This window comes from Pseudonocardia oceanicola, assembly GCF_047200735.1.
GTDB lineage: Bacteria > Actinomycetota > Actinomycetes > Mycobacteriales > Pseudonocardiaceae > Pseudonocardia.
The window spans coordinates 61848-75597 of record NZ_JBJZON010000017.1 but is presented as its reverse complement, the minus strand read 5'-3'; the positions used below and the strand labels follow the sequence as shown (position 1 = coordinate 75597).

Below are 13750 nucleotides of genomic sequence, written 5' to 3'. Positions count from 1 at the left end.
GCGGGCCGCCGCCGCGAGGGTCACACGCTGCGCGCGGAGTCCTTGGCCGCCCGCTCGGCGGCGTGCTTCTCCTTGAAGGCGTTGATCGCGTCCCAGTGGCGCGCCGTCAGCGGCTCGCGGACGCTGCGGGTCCAGGCCTCGTTCGCGAGCAGTCGCCTGGTGGTGCCGCGGAACTGCGGCGCGACGTAGTTCGCGAACAGGTGGTAGTGGTGCAGCGTCTCCTCCCACGGCGCCCAGTTGTGGGCGAACATCAGGTAGGCTCCGAAGCCGCCCTTGGATTGCTCCTGCAGACGCTCGATCTGCTGGATCGCGTCGTCGACCGTGCCGATGACGCCCATCCCGGACTCGATGACGAAATCGATGCGTTCCTTCGTCGACTTCCCCTCGACCTGGAGCTGTGGGGCCGAGGCGGTGTGCTGCAGGTAGTCGAACCACGCGTCGATGCCGTGGGCCACGTCCTTGATCGCCTGGTCCTTGGTGTCGGCGATGTGCATCGGTCCGACGAGTCGCCAGCCCTCGCGACTGGGGGTGGTGCCGTGCTCCTTGGACATCTCCTCGACGACGTCCCAGTGCAGGGCCAGGGCGTCGAAGCCCTCCTTGCTCATGGTGGCGCCGATGGAGATCATGCCCAGCCCGTGCTTGCCGACCAGGCGCGGGCCCGACGGCGACACGATGGCCGCCGTGGCGACCTCGAAGTGCGGGTCGCTGTAGCAGTCCAGCTGCAGGCGGGCCTCGTGGAGCTTGTAGCGGTCGGTCTCGATGGTGATCGGCTCGTCACTGGTGAGCAGGTGCATGAGGACCGCGACGTCGGTCTCCAGCGCGGAGCGGGTGTCCTTCGGGTCGATGCCCAGCATGAGGGCGTCCGTGGCCAGCGCGCCAGGGCCCACCCCGAGCATCGCTCGCCCGCGGGTCATGTGGTCCAGCTGCGTCATCCGGTCCGCGACCAGGAACGGATTGTGGTACGGCAGTGACACGACGCCGGTGCCCAGCTTGATGTGCTTGGTGACCTGCGCGCAGTGCGCGATGAACAGGATCGGGTCGTTGATCAGCTCGACGCCGCAGGAGTGGTGCTCGCCGAACCAGGCCTCGTCGAAGCCCATCTGGTCCAGCCGGACCACCAGCTCGGTGTCGCGCTGGAGGGAGTACGTCGGGTCCTGTCCGACGGGTACGTGGTGCGGGGGAAGGAAGATGCCGAAACGCATCCGAGACATGCGAGCTCCTTTGCTGACGACCGTGTCGGCCGGTCACCCGACCGCGACGGGCGGGTCGAGCGGGGAGTGGGTCCGCCTCCTCGTGATTCTCGACACGCGTCGAAGGATTGTCAACAGTTAAGTTGATCCGACGGCCCGAGAGTGCCCGAGGGGCTTCCGGATGCGTCCTGCGCGCCGAGTCGGACCAGGACGATCAACCAGACCGTTGATTCTGTGGTTCATGGGGTGCCTACCATCACACAGGGCCGGGCCCCACGGTACGGCGCCGCGAAGCGAGGGCCACCGCGACCACCAGGGCCAGCCCGTTGAAGATGCCGGTCACGAACGCCTCCGCGCCCGCCAGCTGCAGGCCCTTGACCCCGACCGCCAGCAGGTACACCGCGATCACGGTGCCCGGCACGTTGACCCGGCCCGGGTACACCTGGGTCGCGCCGAGGAAGGCGGCGGCAAAGACCGGCAACAGGTACGGCGCGCCGACGTCGTGTGTCCCTACGCCGAGCTTGGCCGCGAGCAGCATGCCTGCCAGCGCGGCGAGCGCCGCCGAGGACACGAGCGCACCCAGCACGAAGCGGGTGGTCCGCAGCCCCGCCAGCCGCGCTGCCTGCGCGTTGCTGCCCGTGGCGTACAGGTAGCGCCCGACGGGGGTGTGCTCGAGCACCACCCACAGGACCGCGGCCAGCACGACCAGCAGCAGCACCGGGACGGGGACGCCGAGGACCTGGCTCTGGCCGAACGCCAGGAAGCCGGGGGAGAACCCGCGGACGATGGGCTGCCCGCCCGTCACCCAGAACGCGCAGCCGGTGATCACGCTTCCGGAGCCGAGCGTCGCGACGAACGAGTTGACGTGCAGCCGGACGACCGCGACGGCGTTGACCAGGCCGATCAGCAGACCGGCGAGCAACGCGACGAGAAGCGAGGGCGCGACTCCCCAGCCCGAGCTCTGCATCTTCGCCACCAGGACCAGGGACAGGGTCATCGTCGACGGGATGGAGATGTCGAACGCGCCGGTCGCCATCGGCACCACCAGGGCGAGGGCGAGCATCGCAGTGATGGCCTGCTGGTCGGCGACCGTGCGCAGCGTCGTGACAGTGAGAAACGTGCTGGGCTGCCACAGTCCGAACACGACGATCAGGACGGCCGCCAGGTACAGGCCGCTGAAACGTCCGAACCCCAGGGAGACGCGGCGGCGCGCCGCGGTCCGTGCGGTCCCGGGGGCGCGGTCGGGCATCGCCGATCCGCGGGACTCGGTGTCGGGCAGCGTCATCGGGACCCTCCTTCGGTGGCGGACAGGCAGGCGGCGGTGAGGGAGTCCGGATCCAGCGGGCGCCGGAGCTCGCGGACGACCCGGCCCTCGACCATGACCAGCACGCGGTCGGCCAGCTCGGCGAGCTCGTCGCTGCTCGAGCACGCCACGACCACGCCCGCCCCGGACCCGGCGAGCGCGCGGATCCGGCCGTGCAGGTCGTGCTGGGCGCCGACGTCGACGCCCTGGGTCGGCTCGTCGAGCAGCAGGACCCGGGGTCGGCGGCGCAGGGCTCGGGCGAGGACGACCTTCTGCTGGTTGCCGCCCGAGAGCGTGCCGATCTCGGCCCCGCCGCGCCGGGGTCGGACGTCGAAGCGCGCGAGCGTCTCGTCGACCTCCCGGTTCTCACGCCCACGGTCGAGCAGGCCGCCCCTGGTGAGCGAGGTCAGGTGCGAGATCGTCAGATTGGTCCGCACCGGCATGCCGATCAGCAGCGCGTTCGCGACCCGGCGCGCCGGGACGTAGGCGCCCCCCGCTGCGATCACCGCGTCCGGTCGGTGGCCGGGCACGGTCGTCTCGCCGATCTGCAGGTGCCCGGTGCGTTCGAGGTCGCCCGCCAGCAGGCGGACGAGGTTCTCCCGCCCCGAGCCGGTGATCCCGGCGATGCCGACGATCTCGCCCGCCCGCACCGCGAGGTCGACCCCGGCCACCCTCGGTCCGGCGATCCCCTCCGCCCGGAGCACCTCGGTCCCGGCGGCGTCCTCGCCGGCCCGGACGCCAGACGACGCAGGCGCCCGCCCCGTCATCAGCTCGACCAGCCGGTCCTCGGTCAGCTCGCCGGTGTCGTCGGTGCGCACCACCGCCCCGTCCCGCAGCACCGTGACGCGCTGCGCGAGGCGGAACACCTCCCCGAAGTGGTGCGAGATGAACAGTACCGCGATGCCGCTCGCCGCCACGGTCTCCACCAGCGAGAACAGATGGTCGATCTCCGGCGCGGGGAGGTTGGCCGTGGGTTCGTCGAGCACGAGAACCGTCGCGGTGCCGTGCCGGTGCGACAGCGCCCGAGTGACGGCGACCGCGGTGCGCTCGCTCATGCTCAGTGAGTCGACCGGGGCGCGGACGTCGATGTGGTCGTAGCCGAGCGTGGCCAGCGCCCGGCTGGCCGTGGCCCGCTCCCGCGGCCAGCTGATCCACCCGGTCGGCCCGGTGTGGAAACCGGGTCCCAGTGCGAGGTTGTCGGTGATGGACAGGGCGCCGACGAGCCCGAGATCCTGGTGCACGAAGCGCAGCCCGGCCGCGCCACCGCCCGCGAGCGGGACGCCGCCCACCTCGACCGAGCCACCCGGGTCCGGGTCGTGCACACCGGCGAGGATCTTGACCAGGGTCGACTTGCCGGAACCGTTCTCGCCGACGAGGGCGTGGATCTCGCCGAGGCGGAGGTCCAGGTCCACCGCCCGGAGGGCGGAGGTGCCCTCGAATGACTTGGACAACCCGCGGATGCGCAGGGCGGGAACGGCGTCGACGGCATCACGTCGCGTGGCGGACACCGCGCTCAGCCGATCCGCCACATGGCCCGGTACGCCTCGTCGATGCCCGGGTAGCCGATCCAGTAGCCGTTGGCGTCGAATACGGCGCCGCCGACGGTCTCCGGGGTGAGCAGCTGCGCGGGGATCGGCGCCTGCTGGGCGCCGGCCAGGTCATCGCCGGTCATCGCCCTGATCATCAGGTCGGTTTCCTTCCAGGCGAGGGCGGGTCCGGAGTCGGTCGCCCAGAAGGCGTCCCGGCCGGTGCGCAGGCCCTCGAACTGGTCCGGTCCGGGGATCGCCCCACCCACCTTGACCTGGTCGGCCAGCCCGGCGGTGCGGAGCGCGGCGTCCACGCCGAGCGTCGACTCGCCATAGCCGAAGATCACGTAAGTGGCGTCCGGGTTGGTCTGCAGCGCGCTGACGACCATGCCGGGGACGTTGGTGCCGATGTCGGAGAACTCGTAGTCGTTGACGGTCATCCGGCACTCGGGGCACCACTGCCCGAGCCACTTCTCCAGACTCGCCTGGTAGGTGGTGAGGATCGGCTGGCTCGGCACCGTCCAGGCCTCGACATTGGCGGTGCAGTTGCTGTCCGAGACCAGGAACGCCGCGGTGAGCTTGCCGATCACGTCGTTGCTCTGCTCGTCCCGGACGGTGCCGACGATCGCCGGATCGGTGTTGTTCGGCACCGACTCGACGACGACGGGAACCTCGCGGTTCAGCGCCTGCTGGAGGGGTTCGCGAACGGTCGCGGGGTCGTAGCCCGAGTAGAACAGCGCGTTCGGGTTCTGTGCCAACGCCTGGGTCATCGCCTTCGCCGGGCCCTCCGGGGTGCCGTCGGCCACGACCCGGTCGACGCTCCAGCCGAGTAGCTCCGCGGCCACGGCGCGGTTGTCGTTGGTGGCCTTGGCGATCGGGACCGGAGTCTCGATCGCGGCGATCCGCTGCGCGGCGGGGATGGGCTTGGTGAGCGGGAGATCGTAACCGACCCCGACGGGGTTCGCGGAGTACTGCGCGACGACCGATCTGGCCTCGGCGAGACCGGGACAGGACCCGGCAGTGGCCGTGGACGAACCGGTGGACGCGCCGGTGCCGCAGGCCGTGAGGCCGAGGCTCGCGGCGGCCAGGGCGGCGGCCGCGATCCGGGCAGGGCGGGAGAGTCGGGCAATCACGTCGTCGCCTCCGTTGGCGTGCACGAGGGGTGGACCTGCCTGGGCCAGGGCGAAGACGGAGTGCGGTGTGGGTGCCCTGGCGATCGGCCCGGATGGATTGTGCGGAAGGTCGCACACCCTGTCAACGATGGAGTTGACCACTCCGGTCCCCGTGCCGCGGGCTCCCACGCGCCGGGCCTCGGAGGGACGCCTCGTTCTCGGGACGGCGTGGAACTCGCTCGCCTTCGCGAGGACCGCGATCGAGGTGAGGCGGCCGATCTCCGTCCTACCGGCCCCGGTGCCGCGGACGTGCTTCGCCCGTCGGTCGCCCCTTGCGGATGAGGACGAGGCGCTCAGCGACCCTGCCACTGCGGGCGTCTGCGTTCGGCGAAGGCCGAGGCGCCCTCGCGGGCGTCGGCCGACTCGACGATCCGGTCGAGCTCGGCCTGCTGGCGCTCCCAGATCTCGGTGGAAGGCCAGTCCGGCGACTCCACGATGATGCGTTTGGTCGCCTCGACCGCGAGGGGGGCGTTCCGCGCGATCCGCGCCGCGAGCGCGACGGCGGCGGCGAGCGCTCCACCGGGTGGGGTCAGCTCGCCGACCAGACCCCAGGTATGCGCGTCGACCGCGCCGAAGCGGTCCCCGGTCAGCGCCAGCCGCATCGCGACCTGCCGGGGCACGCGGCTGGGCAGCCGCAGCAGCCCGCCGGAGCCCGCGATCAGACCGAGGGTCACCTCCGGGAGGCCGAACGAGGCGTCCTCCGCGGCGACGACGAGGTCGCAGGCCAGCACGAGCTCGCACCCGCCCGCCAGGGCGTAGCCCTCGACGGCGGCGACGAGCGGCTTGCGCGGCGGCGCCTGGGTGAGCCCGCCGAAACCACGGCCGGGGATCTCGGGCTTGTCCCCGCGCAGGAAGGCCTTCAGGTCCATCCCCGCGCAGAACGTGCCGCCCGCGCCGGTGAGGACGCCCACGGCGAGGCCGGGATCGGAGTCCAGCAGGGCGAGTGCGGCGCCGAGGGCCCGGCTCGTCTCGCCGTCGACGGCGTTGCGGGCCTCGGGTCGGTCGAGGGTCATGACCAGCACGCCGTCCGCGAGCCGGTCGGTCCGGACCGGCCCGTCCGCGGTGACGGTCTCACTGGTGTCGTCGCCGATCGTCCCGCTCACGCCGACCTCCGCGCTCCGTCGCACCGGCGGGCCGCCGGTGGCTCCTGGACGTCAACGGTGTCGTTGAGCACGAGGGGTGTCAAGCGGTCCGCAGCTTCGCGTTCCGGGGTGGGGCGGTCCGCTGGACAGGACTGGCCGCGTGCTCAACACTAGAGTTGACGACAGGAGGGCTCATGGGCGAGTCGGAGATCGCGATCCACCCGATGGCAGGCCTGATGCGCCGGTTCGCGGTGGACTGGCTGGACCGGGCCGACGTGGCGGTGACCGAGGAGATCATGGCTGCGGGGTACACCGTCCACATCGGCGGCGTGGTCCTGGAGGGCCGCGAGGCCTATGCGCCGGCGACCGCCGGACAGCTGGCGCAGTTCCCCGGGCTGACCATCACCGTGCACGACGTGCTGTACGCCGCGGGCGACCGGGCCGCGCTGCGGTTCACCGAGCACGGCGCATCGGCCAAGGGCGGCGCCGCGGCCTGGCGCGGGATCGGGCTCTTCCGCGCCGAGGGCGGGCAGTTGGTGCACAACGTGGTGGAGGAGGACTACCTGGCGCGGCGCCGCCAGCTCGTCGGCGGGGTCGCGGACCCCGTCGACCCGCCGATGGTGGCCCCGTGGACCGAGCCGGTCGGGGAGCCGGACCCGGACGCCGAGAAGCAGGTCCGGGCCTGGCTGGAGGCGCTCGGGCCAGTCGGCCCCGGGGTGACCTGGGACGACGCCCGCCTCGGGGACGCCCCCGACCCGTTGCTGGAGGTGTCGGGCTGCGAGGTCCGGGAGGTCTTCTCGGCGGGTGGGCGGGTGGCTTTCCACGCCGTCCAGCGCGGTCGGTACGCGGGCGGGCTCCCGGACGTCGACGCCGCGGTCGGGCGGGCGGCCGAGCTCAGCATGGTCGGGCTGGTCGCCCCCGGGCCGGACGGGGTGGTCACCGGGCACGTGGTCCGCGACCGGCTGGGGCTGCGCCGGGTCCTGAGCAAGGCGACCAGGGCGTGACGCCCAGCCGGCGGAACCCGGCGCCGGAGGTCGTGGACCTGCTCGACCGCCTGCGGGACAAGGGTATGCGGACCTATCCCGAGGTCGGGGTGCTGCGGGCGCGCGGGATCGTGGAGTCCTCGCGCTGGATGCAGGGCGAGAGGCGGGACGGCGTCGCGACGCGGGACCTGTTGGTGGGCGGTGCGGCCGGACGGCTGCCCGCCCGGGTGTACGACCCGGGCGTCGGGGCGGGCGCGCCGCTGGTCGTGTACCTCCACGGCGGCGGCTGGGTGACAGGCAGCGTCGCGGTGGCGGACCGGCCGTGCCGCGAGATCGCCGCGGCGAGCGGTGCCGTGGTCGTCTCGGTCGAGTACCGCCGGGCCCCCGAGACGCCGTTTCCCGGCCCGGTCGAGGACGCCCTGGCGGCGACGGCCTGGGCGGCGGAGCACGCGGCGGAGCTCGGCGGGGACCCGGCGCGCCTGGTCGTGGCCGGAGACAGCGCGGGCGGCAACCTGGCCGCGGCGACCGCGCTGATGGCCCGCGACCGGGGCGGCCCGACCATCGCCCGCCAGGTGCTCGTCTACCCGGTGCTCGAACCGCCGGACCCGGTCGCGCACCCCTCGTACGCGGAGAACGCGGAGGGCTTCATGCTCACCGCGGCGGACATGGCGTGGTTCTGGGCGCACTATCTCGACGGCGCGGCGGTCGTGCCGGAGGCGGCCCCGCTTCGGGCGCCCGACCTGGCGGGGCTGCCGCCCGCGTCGATCGCGGTGGCCGGGCTGGACCCGCTGCGCGACGAGGGGATCGTCTACGCCGAGCGGTTGCGGTCCGCGGGGGTGGACGTCCGGCTGCGCGAGTGGGAGGGACTGGTGCACGGTTTCCTCTGGATGGCGGGCGAGCTGCCGCAGGCGGCGGACCTGGTGTCCTGGATCGGCGACGAGCTGAAGGGGGCGACGTGGGCGTCGCGGTGATCGGCGGTGGCACGATGGGGCAGGGGATCGCCTACGTGTTCGCGGCGGCGGGGGTCCCGACCACGGTCGTCGAGCCGGAGTCGGCCCGGGCCGACGTGCTGGTCGGCACGCTGGCCGACCGGGCCCGGACGGGCGCGGAGCGGGGCAGGCTCGACCGGGCGGCGGCCGACGCACTGCCCGGACTGCTCACGGTGGTGAGCTCGGTCGACGCGCTCGCGTCCGGCCTCGAGCTGGTGGTGGAGTCCGTGCCCGAGGTCCCCGCGCTGAAGCGGGAGGTCCTCGCGGCGGCGGAGAAGCGGGAACCGCGGCTGCTGGCCACCAACACCAGCTCGATCTCGATCGACGCCCTGGCCGCGGGGCTGGCTCGCCCCGCGGACTTCCTGGGCATGCACTTCTTCAACCCGGTGTGGTCGCTGCCGCTGGTGGAGGTCGTGCGCGGAGCGGCGACGGCGGAGGCGGCGGTCGTCTCCGCACGGGCGCACGCCGCCGCGATCGGCAAGGAGTCGATCGTGGTCCGGGACGTGCCGGGCTTCGCCACCAGCAGGCTGGACAACATCGCGGCCTTCGAGGCCATGCGGATGCTCGAAGAGGGGGTCGCCGAGGCGGAGGACATCGACAAGGCCGCCGTCCTCGCCTACGGGCACCCGATCGGGCCGCTGCGGCTCAGCGACGTGGTCGGCCTGGACGTGCGGCTGGACATCGCGCGGCACCTGTCGACGGTGTACGGCGAGCGGTACGCACCGCCCGCGCTGCTCGAGCGCATGGTCGCCGAGGGGCGGCTGGGCCGCAAGACCGGACAGGGTTTCTACGACTGGACCTGACGTTGACGGCGGGCCGTGGCCCGCAGTAGCGTCAACAGCACTGTTGAAAGGGAGGCGACGTGGCCGGCGGACGCGTGCAGGACGACCTGCTCATCGACACCGACGAGCGTCGACAGCTGCGGGAGAGCGTGGCGAAACTCGTCGGGCGGTACGGCCGCGGCTACTTCCAGGAGGTGACGCGCAAGGGCGAGAAGCCGGACGCGCTGTGGACCGAGATGGGTCAGGCCGGCTACCTCGGCGTCCACCTGCCGGAGGAGTGGGGCGGCGGCGGTGGCGGCCTCGTCGACCTGGCGATCGTCATCGAGGAGACGTCCGCCCAGGGCTGCCCGATGTTCATGCTCGTCATCTCCCCGGCGATCGCGGGCTCGCTGCTGGCGGCCCACGGGTCGGAGGAGCAGAAGCGGGAGTGGCTCCCGGGGATCGCGGCGGGCACCAAGAAGATCGCCTTCGCGATCACGGAGCCGGACGCGGGCACGAACACGCACAACATCAGCACGACCGCGCACGCGGACGGCGACGGCTGGCGGATCCGCGGGCAGAAGTACTGGACGTCCGGGATCGACGAGGCGGACGCGGTGATCGTCGTCTGCCGCGGTGTCGAGCCGGGCCCGAACGGCAGGCACCCGATCTCGATGTTCCTGGTGCCGACCGGCACGCCGGGGCTGTCCTTCCAGAAGATCGACTCGGCCCTGCAGATCCCGGAGAACCAGTTCACCACCTTCTTCGACGACGTGCCGGTGACCGAGGAGAACCTCGTCGGAGTCGAGGGCGCCGGGCTCAAGCAGGTGTTCGCGGGGCTGAACCCCGAGCGCGTGACCGCGGCGAGCCAGGCCAACGGTATCGCGCGCTACGCGCTGTCCCGGGCGGCGCGCTACGCCGCGGAGCGGACCGTCTGGTCCACACCGATCGGCGCGCACCAGGGGGTGTCGCACCCGCTGGCGAAGGCCTTCGTCGACGTGCAGCTCGCTCGGCTGATGACGATGCACGCCGCCGAGCTGACCGACGCCGGGGCGGATGCGGGCAGCGCCTCGACGATCGCGAAGTACGCCGCCGGGGAGGCCGTCGTCCAGGCGCTGGACCAGGCCATCCAGGTTCACGGCGGCAACGGCCTGTCGAACGAGTACGGCCTGTCCGACCTGTGGTTCACGGCGCGGATGTTCCGGACCGCGCCGGTCAGCCGCGAGATGGTGCTCAACCATGTCGCCCAGCACAACCTCGGCCTGCCGAAGAGCTACTAGTCAGGGGGCGACGATGTCGATGACGACGGACCCGACCACGATCCCGCTGGACGCCTCGCTCGGGGACCTGCTGACCCGGGTCGCCGGCCTCGGCGCGGACCGGCCGGCGGTGACCCTGGGGGAGCGCACCCTGACCTTCGGGCAGCTCGAGGCCCGGGCGAACCAGGTCGCCCGGGCACTGCGCCGCAGCGGTCTGGAGCCCGGCGACCGGCTGGCGGTGCTCCTGCGCAACACCCCGGAGTTCCACGAGCTGCTGTTCGGCGCGGCCCGCGCGGGCGTGGTGCTGGTGGCCCTGAACTGGCGGCTGGCACCGGCGGAGATCGCCGAGATCCTGGCCGACGCCGAGGCGGGTGTCGTCGTCGCGGGGGAGCGGGAGGTGGCCCTCCTCCCGCCCGACCTCGCGGACCCCGTCGTGCTGGGGAGCGGTTACGAGCAGTGGGTCGAGCGGGAGTCCCCCTCACCGCCCGAGCATCGCGCCGAGCCCGACGACGTGGTGCTGCAGCTCTACAGCTCGGGCACCACGGGCGTGCCCAAGGGCGCCCGGCTGACCCACGCCAACCTCGCCTGGACCCCGAAGATGGGCCGCGAGTTCTACGGAATGGGTCCGGACTCGGTCAACCTGGTGCCGTCCCCGTTGTTCCACATCGGAGGGACCGGCTACGGGCTCACCACGCTGGGACAGGGCGGTCACACGATCCTGCTCCCCGAGGTCAGTCCCACCGTGATGGTCGACGCGATCGAGCGGCACCGGGTCACGCACGCCTTCGTGGTCCCGGCGATGATCCAGACCATCCTCGCCTCGCCGCGCATCGGTACGGCCGACCTGTCCAGCCTGGAGTGCATCGCCTACGGCGGGGCCCCGATGACCGAGGCGCTGCTGACCCGGGCGATGGACACGCTGGGGTGTGGTTTCCTCGCGGTCTACGGGATGACCGAGACCGCGGGCACGGTGGTGACCATGGCCCCCGAGGACCACGACCCCGGGGGACCCCGGTCGCACCTGCTCCGCTCGATAGGGCGGCCGCTGCCGTGGATGGAGCTCGAGGTCGTGGACCCGGCGACCGGCACGGTCGTGGAGCCGGGGCGGGTGGGGGAGATCCGGGTGCGCGGCGGGCAGAACATGCCGGGGTACTGGCACCGGCCGGAGGAGACCGCGGCCACCCTCACCCCGGACGGCTGGCTGTGCACCGGGGACGCCGCCTACCGGGACGAGGAGGGCTACCTCTACCTCCACGACCGGATCAAGGACATGATCATCTCCGGTGGGGAGAACATCTATCCCGCCGAGGTCGAGAATGCGGTGGCGGCCCATCCGGCCGTGGCGGACGTCGCGGTGATCGGCGTGCCGTCGGAGCGGTGGGGGGAAACGGTCAAAGCGGTCGTCGTCCCGGTCGCCGGGGCCGAGGTGGTCGAGGCGGAGATCATCGAGTTCGCCCGCGGCAGGCTCGCCCACTACAAGTGCCCGACGTCGGTGGACGTGGTAGACGTGTTGCCGCGCAACGCCTCCGGGAAGGTGCTGAAGAAGACGCTGCGCGCCCCGTACTGGCCGTGAGCCGCTCAGGCGGTGCAATGCAGCGGGCACCCGCCGTTCAGGGTCACCATGTCCCGCATGGCGGCCCGGACGTCGATCCGGGCGCCGGGCGACGCGCCGTCCAGCTCGGCGTAGGCGCGGTGCAGGTTGCCGACGAGCCGCTCGGGCTCGCGCCACGCGGCGTAGTCACCCAGGTCGGCCTCCCGGGCCGCCGCGAGCGGGCTCAGGCCCGCCGCCCGGGCGCGCCCGGCCAGGTCGAGCACGTACCGCAGGTACCCGGCCACCTCGTCGACGACGCCCGGCCCGGTGACCGGCCCGTGTCCGGGGACGACCGTGGTGGCGCCGAGCGGACGGAGGACTTCGTCGCACACCGCGAGCGCACCGGCGACCGAGCCCATCACCGCGAACGGGGTTCCCCCGGCGAACAGGAGGTCTCCCGCGAACAGCACGCCCTGCTCCGGCAGCCAGACGATGCTGTCGTTCGTGGTGTGCGCGGGCCGGCCCACGTGCCGGACCTCGCACCGCGTGTCGTCCGTCCAGAGTGTGATCCCGTCCCGGTAGGTGACGGTCGGCGGCGCGAGCTCGACGTGGCCGAAGTCGATCGGCTCGAACACGTCCCCGCCGCGCGGTGGGCCGGACCGCAGGATCTCGCGCCGGGTGTCCTCGTGCCCCACGATCGTCGCGCCCGCGAACAGGTGGTTGCCGTAGGTGTGGTCACCGTGGTGGTGGGTGTTCACGAGCGTGCGCACCGGGGCGCGCGACACCCCGGCGACCGTCGCGAGCAGGGCGCGGGTGCGGCGCTCGGTGGCGCAGGAGTCGACCGCGGTCACCCCGGACCGGCCGACGAGCAGGCCGGAGTTGTTCACCCACCACCCGCCGTCCGGCTGAACGTAGCCGAACACCCCGTCGGCGATCTCGATCAGCTCGCCCAGTAAGCCCATGTGGGCCAGCCTGCCACAACACATGTGTTGACGCCGGGAGTCGGGGCCTCCTCAGCGACTCCGGCTCGGTATCATCGGCGGTCACGTGCGGAGAGGGAGACCGGATGACGAGCGGCATCGGCAGGCGGCGCGCCGCGGCGCTCGATGAGGGCAGCGCTGCTTACCAGGAGCGCCGGGCCGAGATCATCAGGGCCGCGGGCGCGATCTTCAAGCGGGATGGCTACCGCGGCACCAAGATCGGCGACATCGCCGAGGTCATGGACATGGACCGGGCCACGATCTACTACTACGTGGGCTCCAAGGAGGAGCTGTTCCAGCAGGCGGTCGGGGACGCGGTGGAGAAGAACTGCCTGCGGGCGGAGGCGATCCTGCACGGGCCCGGCACCCCGGCGGACAAGCTGCGAACGCTCGTCACCGAGCTGATGGTCTCCTACGCGGACGCGTACCCCTATCTGTACGTGTACATCCAGGAGGATCTGACCAAGCTCTCGAAGCGCTCACAGTGGGCGCGCTCGATGAGCCGCTTCAACAAGCGGTACGAGAACGCCGTCGTCGCGATCGTCGAGGACGGCATGGAGGACGGCTCCTTCCACGTCGACACACAGCCGTGGGTGGTGGCCTACGGGATCATCGGCATGGTCGCGTGGACCAACCGCTGGTTCAATCCGCACGAGTCCAGCGTGTCCGCGCAGGAGATCGGGGCGGCGTACGCCGAGACCTTGATCGGTGGCCTGGTGCGAGACGTGGGATTGAACTGACCTGAGCCACGTCGTCGGATCCCGTGCTGCGTGCTTCCGACCTTGACAGGGTCGACACCCCTTCCTAGCCTTCCGTTTCGGGAACCGAGATTCGGAAACGAGAAGGCGCCCCACTTCACTGTCCACGGTGGCGCCCCGTACCGGACCGGCCCGACGATCGCGGTGTCCGCTTGGAACCGGCTCCCTCGGTACGCACGGCTCGGCCGTGGGTGAGCGCCGGCCCACACGCGGCCG

12 protein-coding genes are annotated in these 13750 nt (G+C 72.3%); 6 read left to right on the top strand and 6 right to left on the bottom strand.

Features of this window, described 5'->3' with window-relative positions; translation table 11 throughout:
* Nucleotides 1–20 precede the first annotated feature (20 nt).
* The 5 genes from ACL02T_RS22600 to ACL02T_RS22580 all read right to left on the bottom strand — a co-directional run bounded on the left by ACL02T_RS22600 (nt 21) and on the right by ACL02T_RS22580 (nt 6294).
* Nucleotides 21–1211, bottom strand: coding sequence for an LLM class flavin-dependent oxidoreductase (locus tag ACL02T_RS22600; RefSeq protein WP_412832739.1), 1191 nt, complete (start codon nt 1209–1211; stop codon nt 21–23).
* Between the two features lie 235 nt (nt 1212–1446).
* A complete protein-coding gene (locus tag ACL02T_RS22595) occupies nt 1447–2475 on the bottom strand; it encodes an ABC transporter permease (protein ID WP_412832738.1) in 1029 nt (342 codons plus the stop codon).
* Nucleotides 2472–4001, bottom strand: a complete 1530-nt coding sequence (locus ACL02T_RS22590; RefSeq protein WP_412832737.1) for a sugar ABC transporter ATP-binding protein — start codon at nt 3999–4001, stop codon at nt 2472–2474. Before ACL02T_RS22590 ends, ACL02T_RS22595 begins: the two co-directional genes overlap by 4 nt.
* A 5-nt stretch (nt 4002–4006) precedes the next feature.
* On the bottom strand, nt 4007–5152 hold the full coding sequence (locus ACL02T_RS22585) for a sugar ABC transporter substrate-binding protein (protein ID WP_412832736.1): 1146 nt from the start codon (nt 5150–5152) through the stop codon (nt 4007–4009).
* Between the two features lie 332 nt (nt 5153–5484).
* Nucleotides 5485–6294 carry a crotonase/enoyl-CoA hydratase family protein gene (locus ACL02T_RS22580; protein WP_412832735.1) on the bottom strand — a complete coding sequence of 270 codons (810 nt, stop codon included), beginning with the start codon at nt 6292–6294 and terminating at the stop codon, nt 5485–5487.
* Between the two features lie 173 nt (nt 6295–6467).
* On the opposite strand from ACL02T_RS22580, the gene ACL02T_RS22575 reads away from it, so the two are divergent.
* The 5 genes from ACL02T_RS22575 to ACL02T_RS22555 are packed head-to-tail and all read left to right on the top strand — an operon-like array spanning nt 6468 to nt 11838.
* On the top strand, nt 6468–7277 hold the full coding sequence (locus ACL02T_RS22575; RefSeq protein WP_412832734.1) for a nuclear transport factor 2 family protein: 810 nt from the start codon (nt 6468–6470) through the stop codon (nt 7275–7277).
* Nucleotides 7274–8227 (top strand): alpha/beta hydrolase, encoded by a 954-nt coding sequence (locus ACL02T_RS22570; protein ID WP_412832733.1) that lies wholly within the window; start codon nt 7274–7276, stop codon nt 8225–8227. Before ACL02T_RS22575 ends, ACL02T_RS22570 begins: the two co-directional genes overlap by 4 nt.
* Nucleotides 8212–9048 (top strand): 3-hydroxyacyl-CoA dehydrogenase family protein, encoded by an 837-nt coding sequence (locus tag ACL02T_RS22565; RefSeq protein ID WP_412832732.1) that lies wholly within the window; start codon nt 8212–8214, stop codon nt 9046–9048. Before ACL02T_RS22570 ends, ACL02T_RS22565 begins: the two co-directional genes overlap by 16 nt.
* A 59-nt stretch (nt 9049–9107) precedes the next feature.
* Nucleotides 9108–10286, top strand: a complete 1179-nt coding sequence (locus ACL02T_RS22560; protein WP_412832731.1) for an acyl-CoA dehydrogenase family protein — start codon at nt 9108–9110, stop codon at nt 10284–10286.
* Nucleotides 10287–10299: 13 nt separating this feature from the next.
* Nucleotides 10300–11838 carry a long-chain-fatty-acid--CoA ligase gene (locus ACL02T_RS22555; RefSeq protein ID WP_412832730.1) on the top strand — a complete coding sequence of 513 codons (1539 nt, stop codon included), beginning with the start codon at nt 10300–10302 and terminating at the stop codon, nt 11836–11838.
* Between the two features lie 5 nt (nt 11839–11843).
* On the opposite strand, the gene ACL02T_RS22550 is transcribed toward ACL02T_RS22555, so the two are convergent.
* On the bottom strand, nt 11844–12758 hold the full coding sequence (locus tag ACL02T_RS22550) for an MBL fold metallo-hydrolase (protein ID WP_412832729.1): 915 nt from the start codon (nt 12756–12758) through the stop codon (nt 11844–11846).
* Between the two features lie 104 nt (nt 12759–12862).
* Here ACL02T_RS22550 and ACL02T_RS22545 point away from each other — a divergent pair, with 104 nt between their 5' ends.
* Complete coding sequence (locus ACL02T_RS22545) at nt 12863–13516, top strand: TetR/AcrR family transcriptional regulator (RefSeq protein WP_412832728.1); 654 nt, start codon at nt 12863–12865, stop codon at nt 13514–13516.
* Nucleotides 13517–13750: the final 234 nt, after the last annotated feature.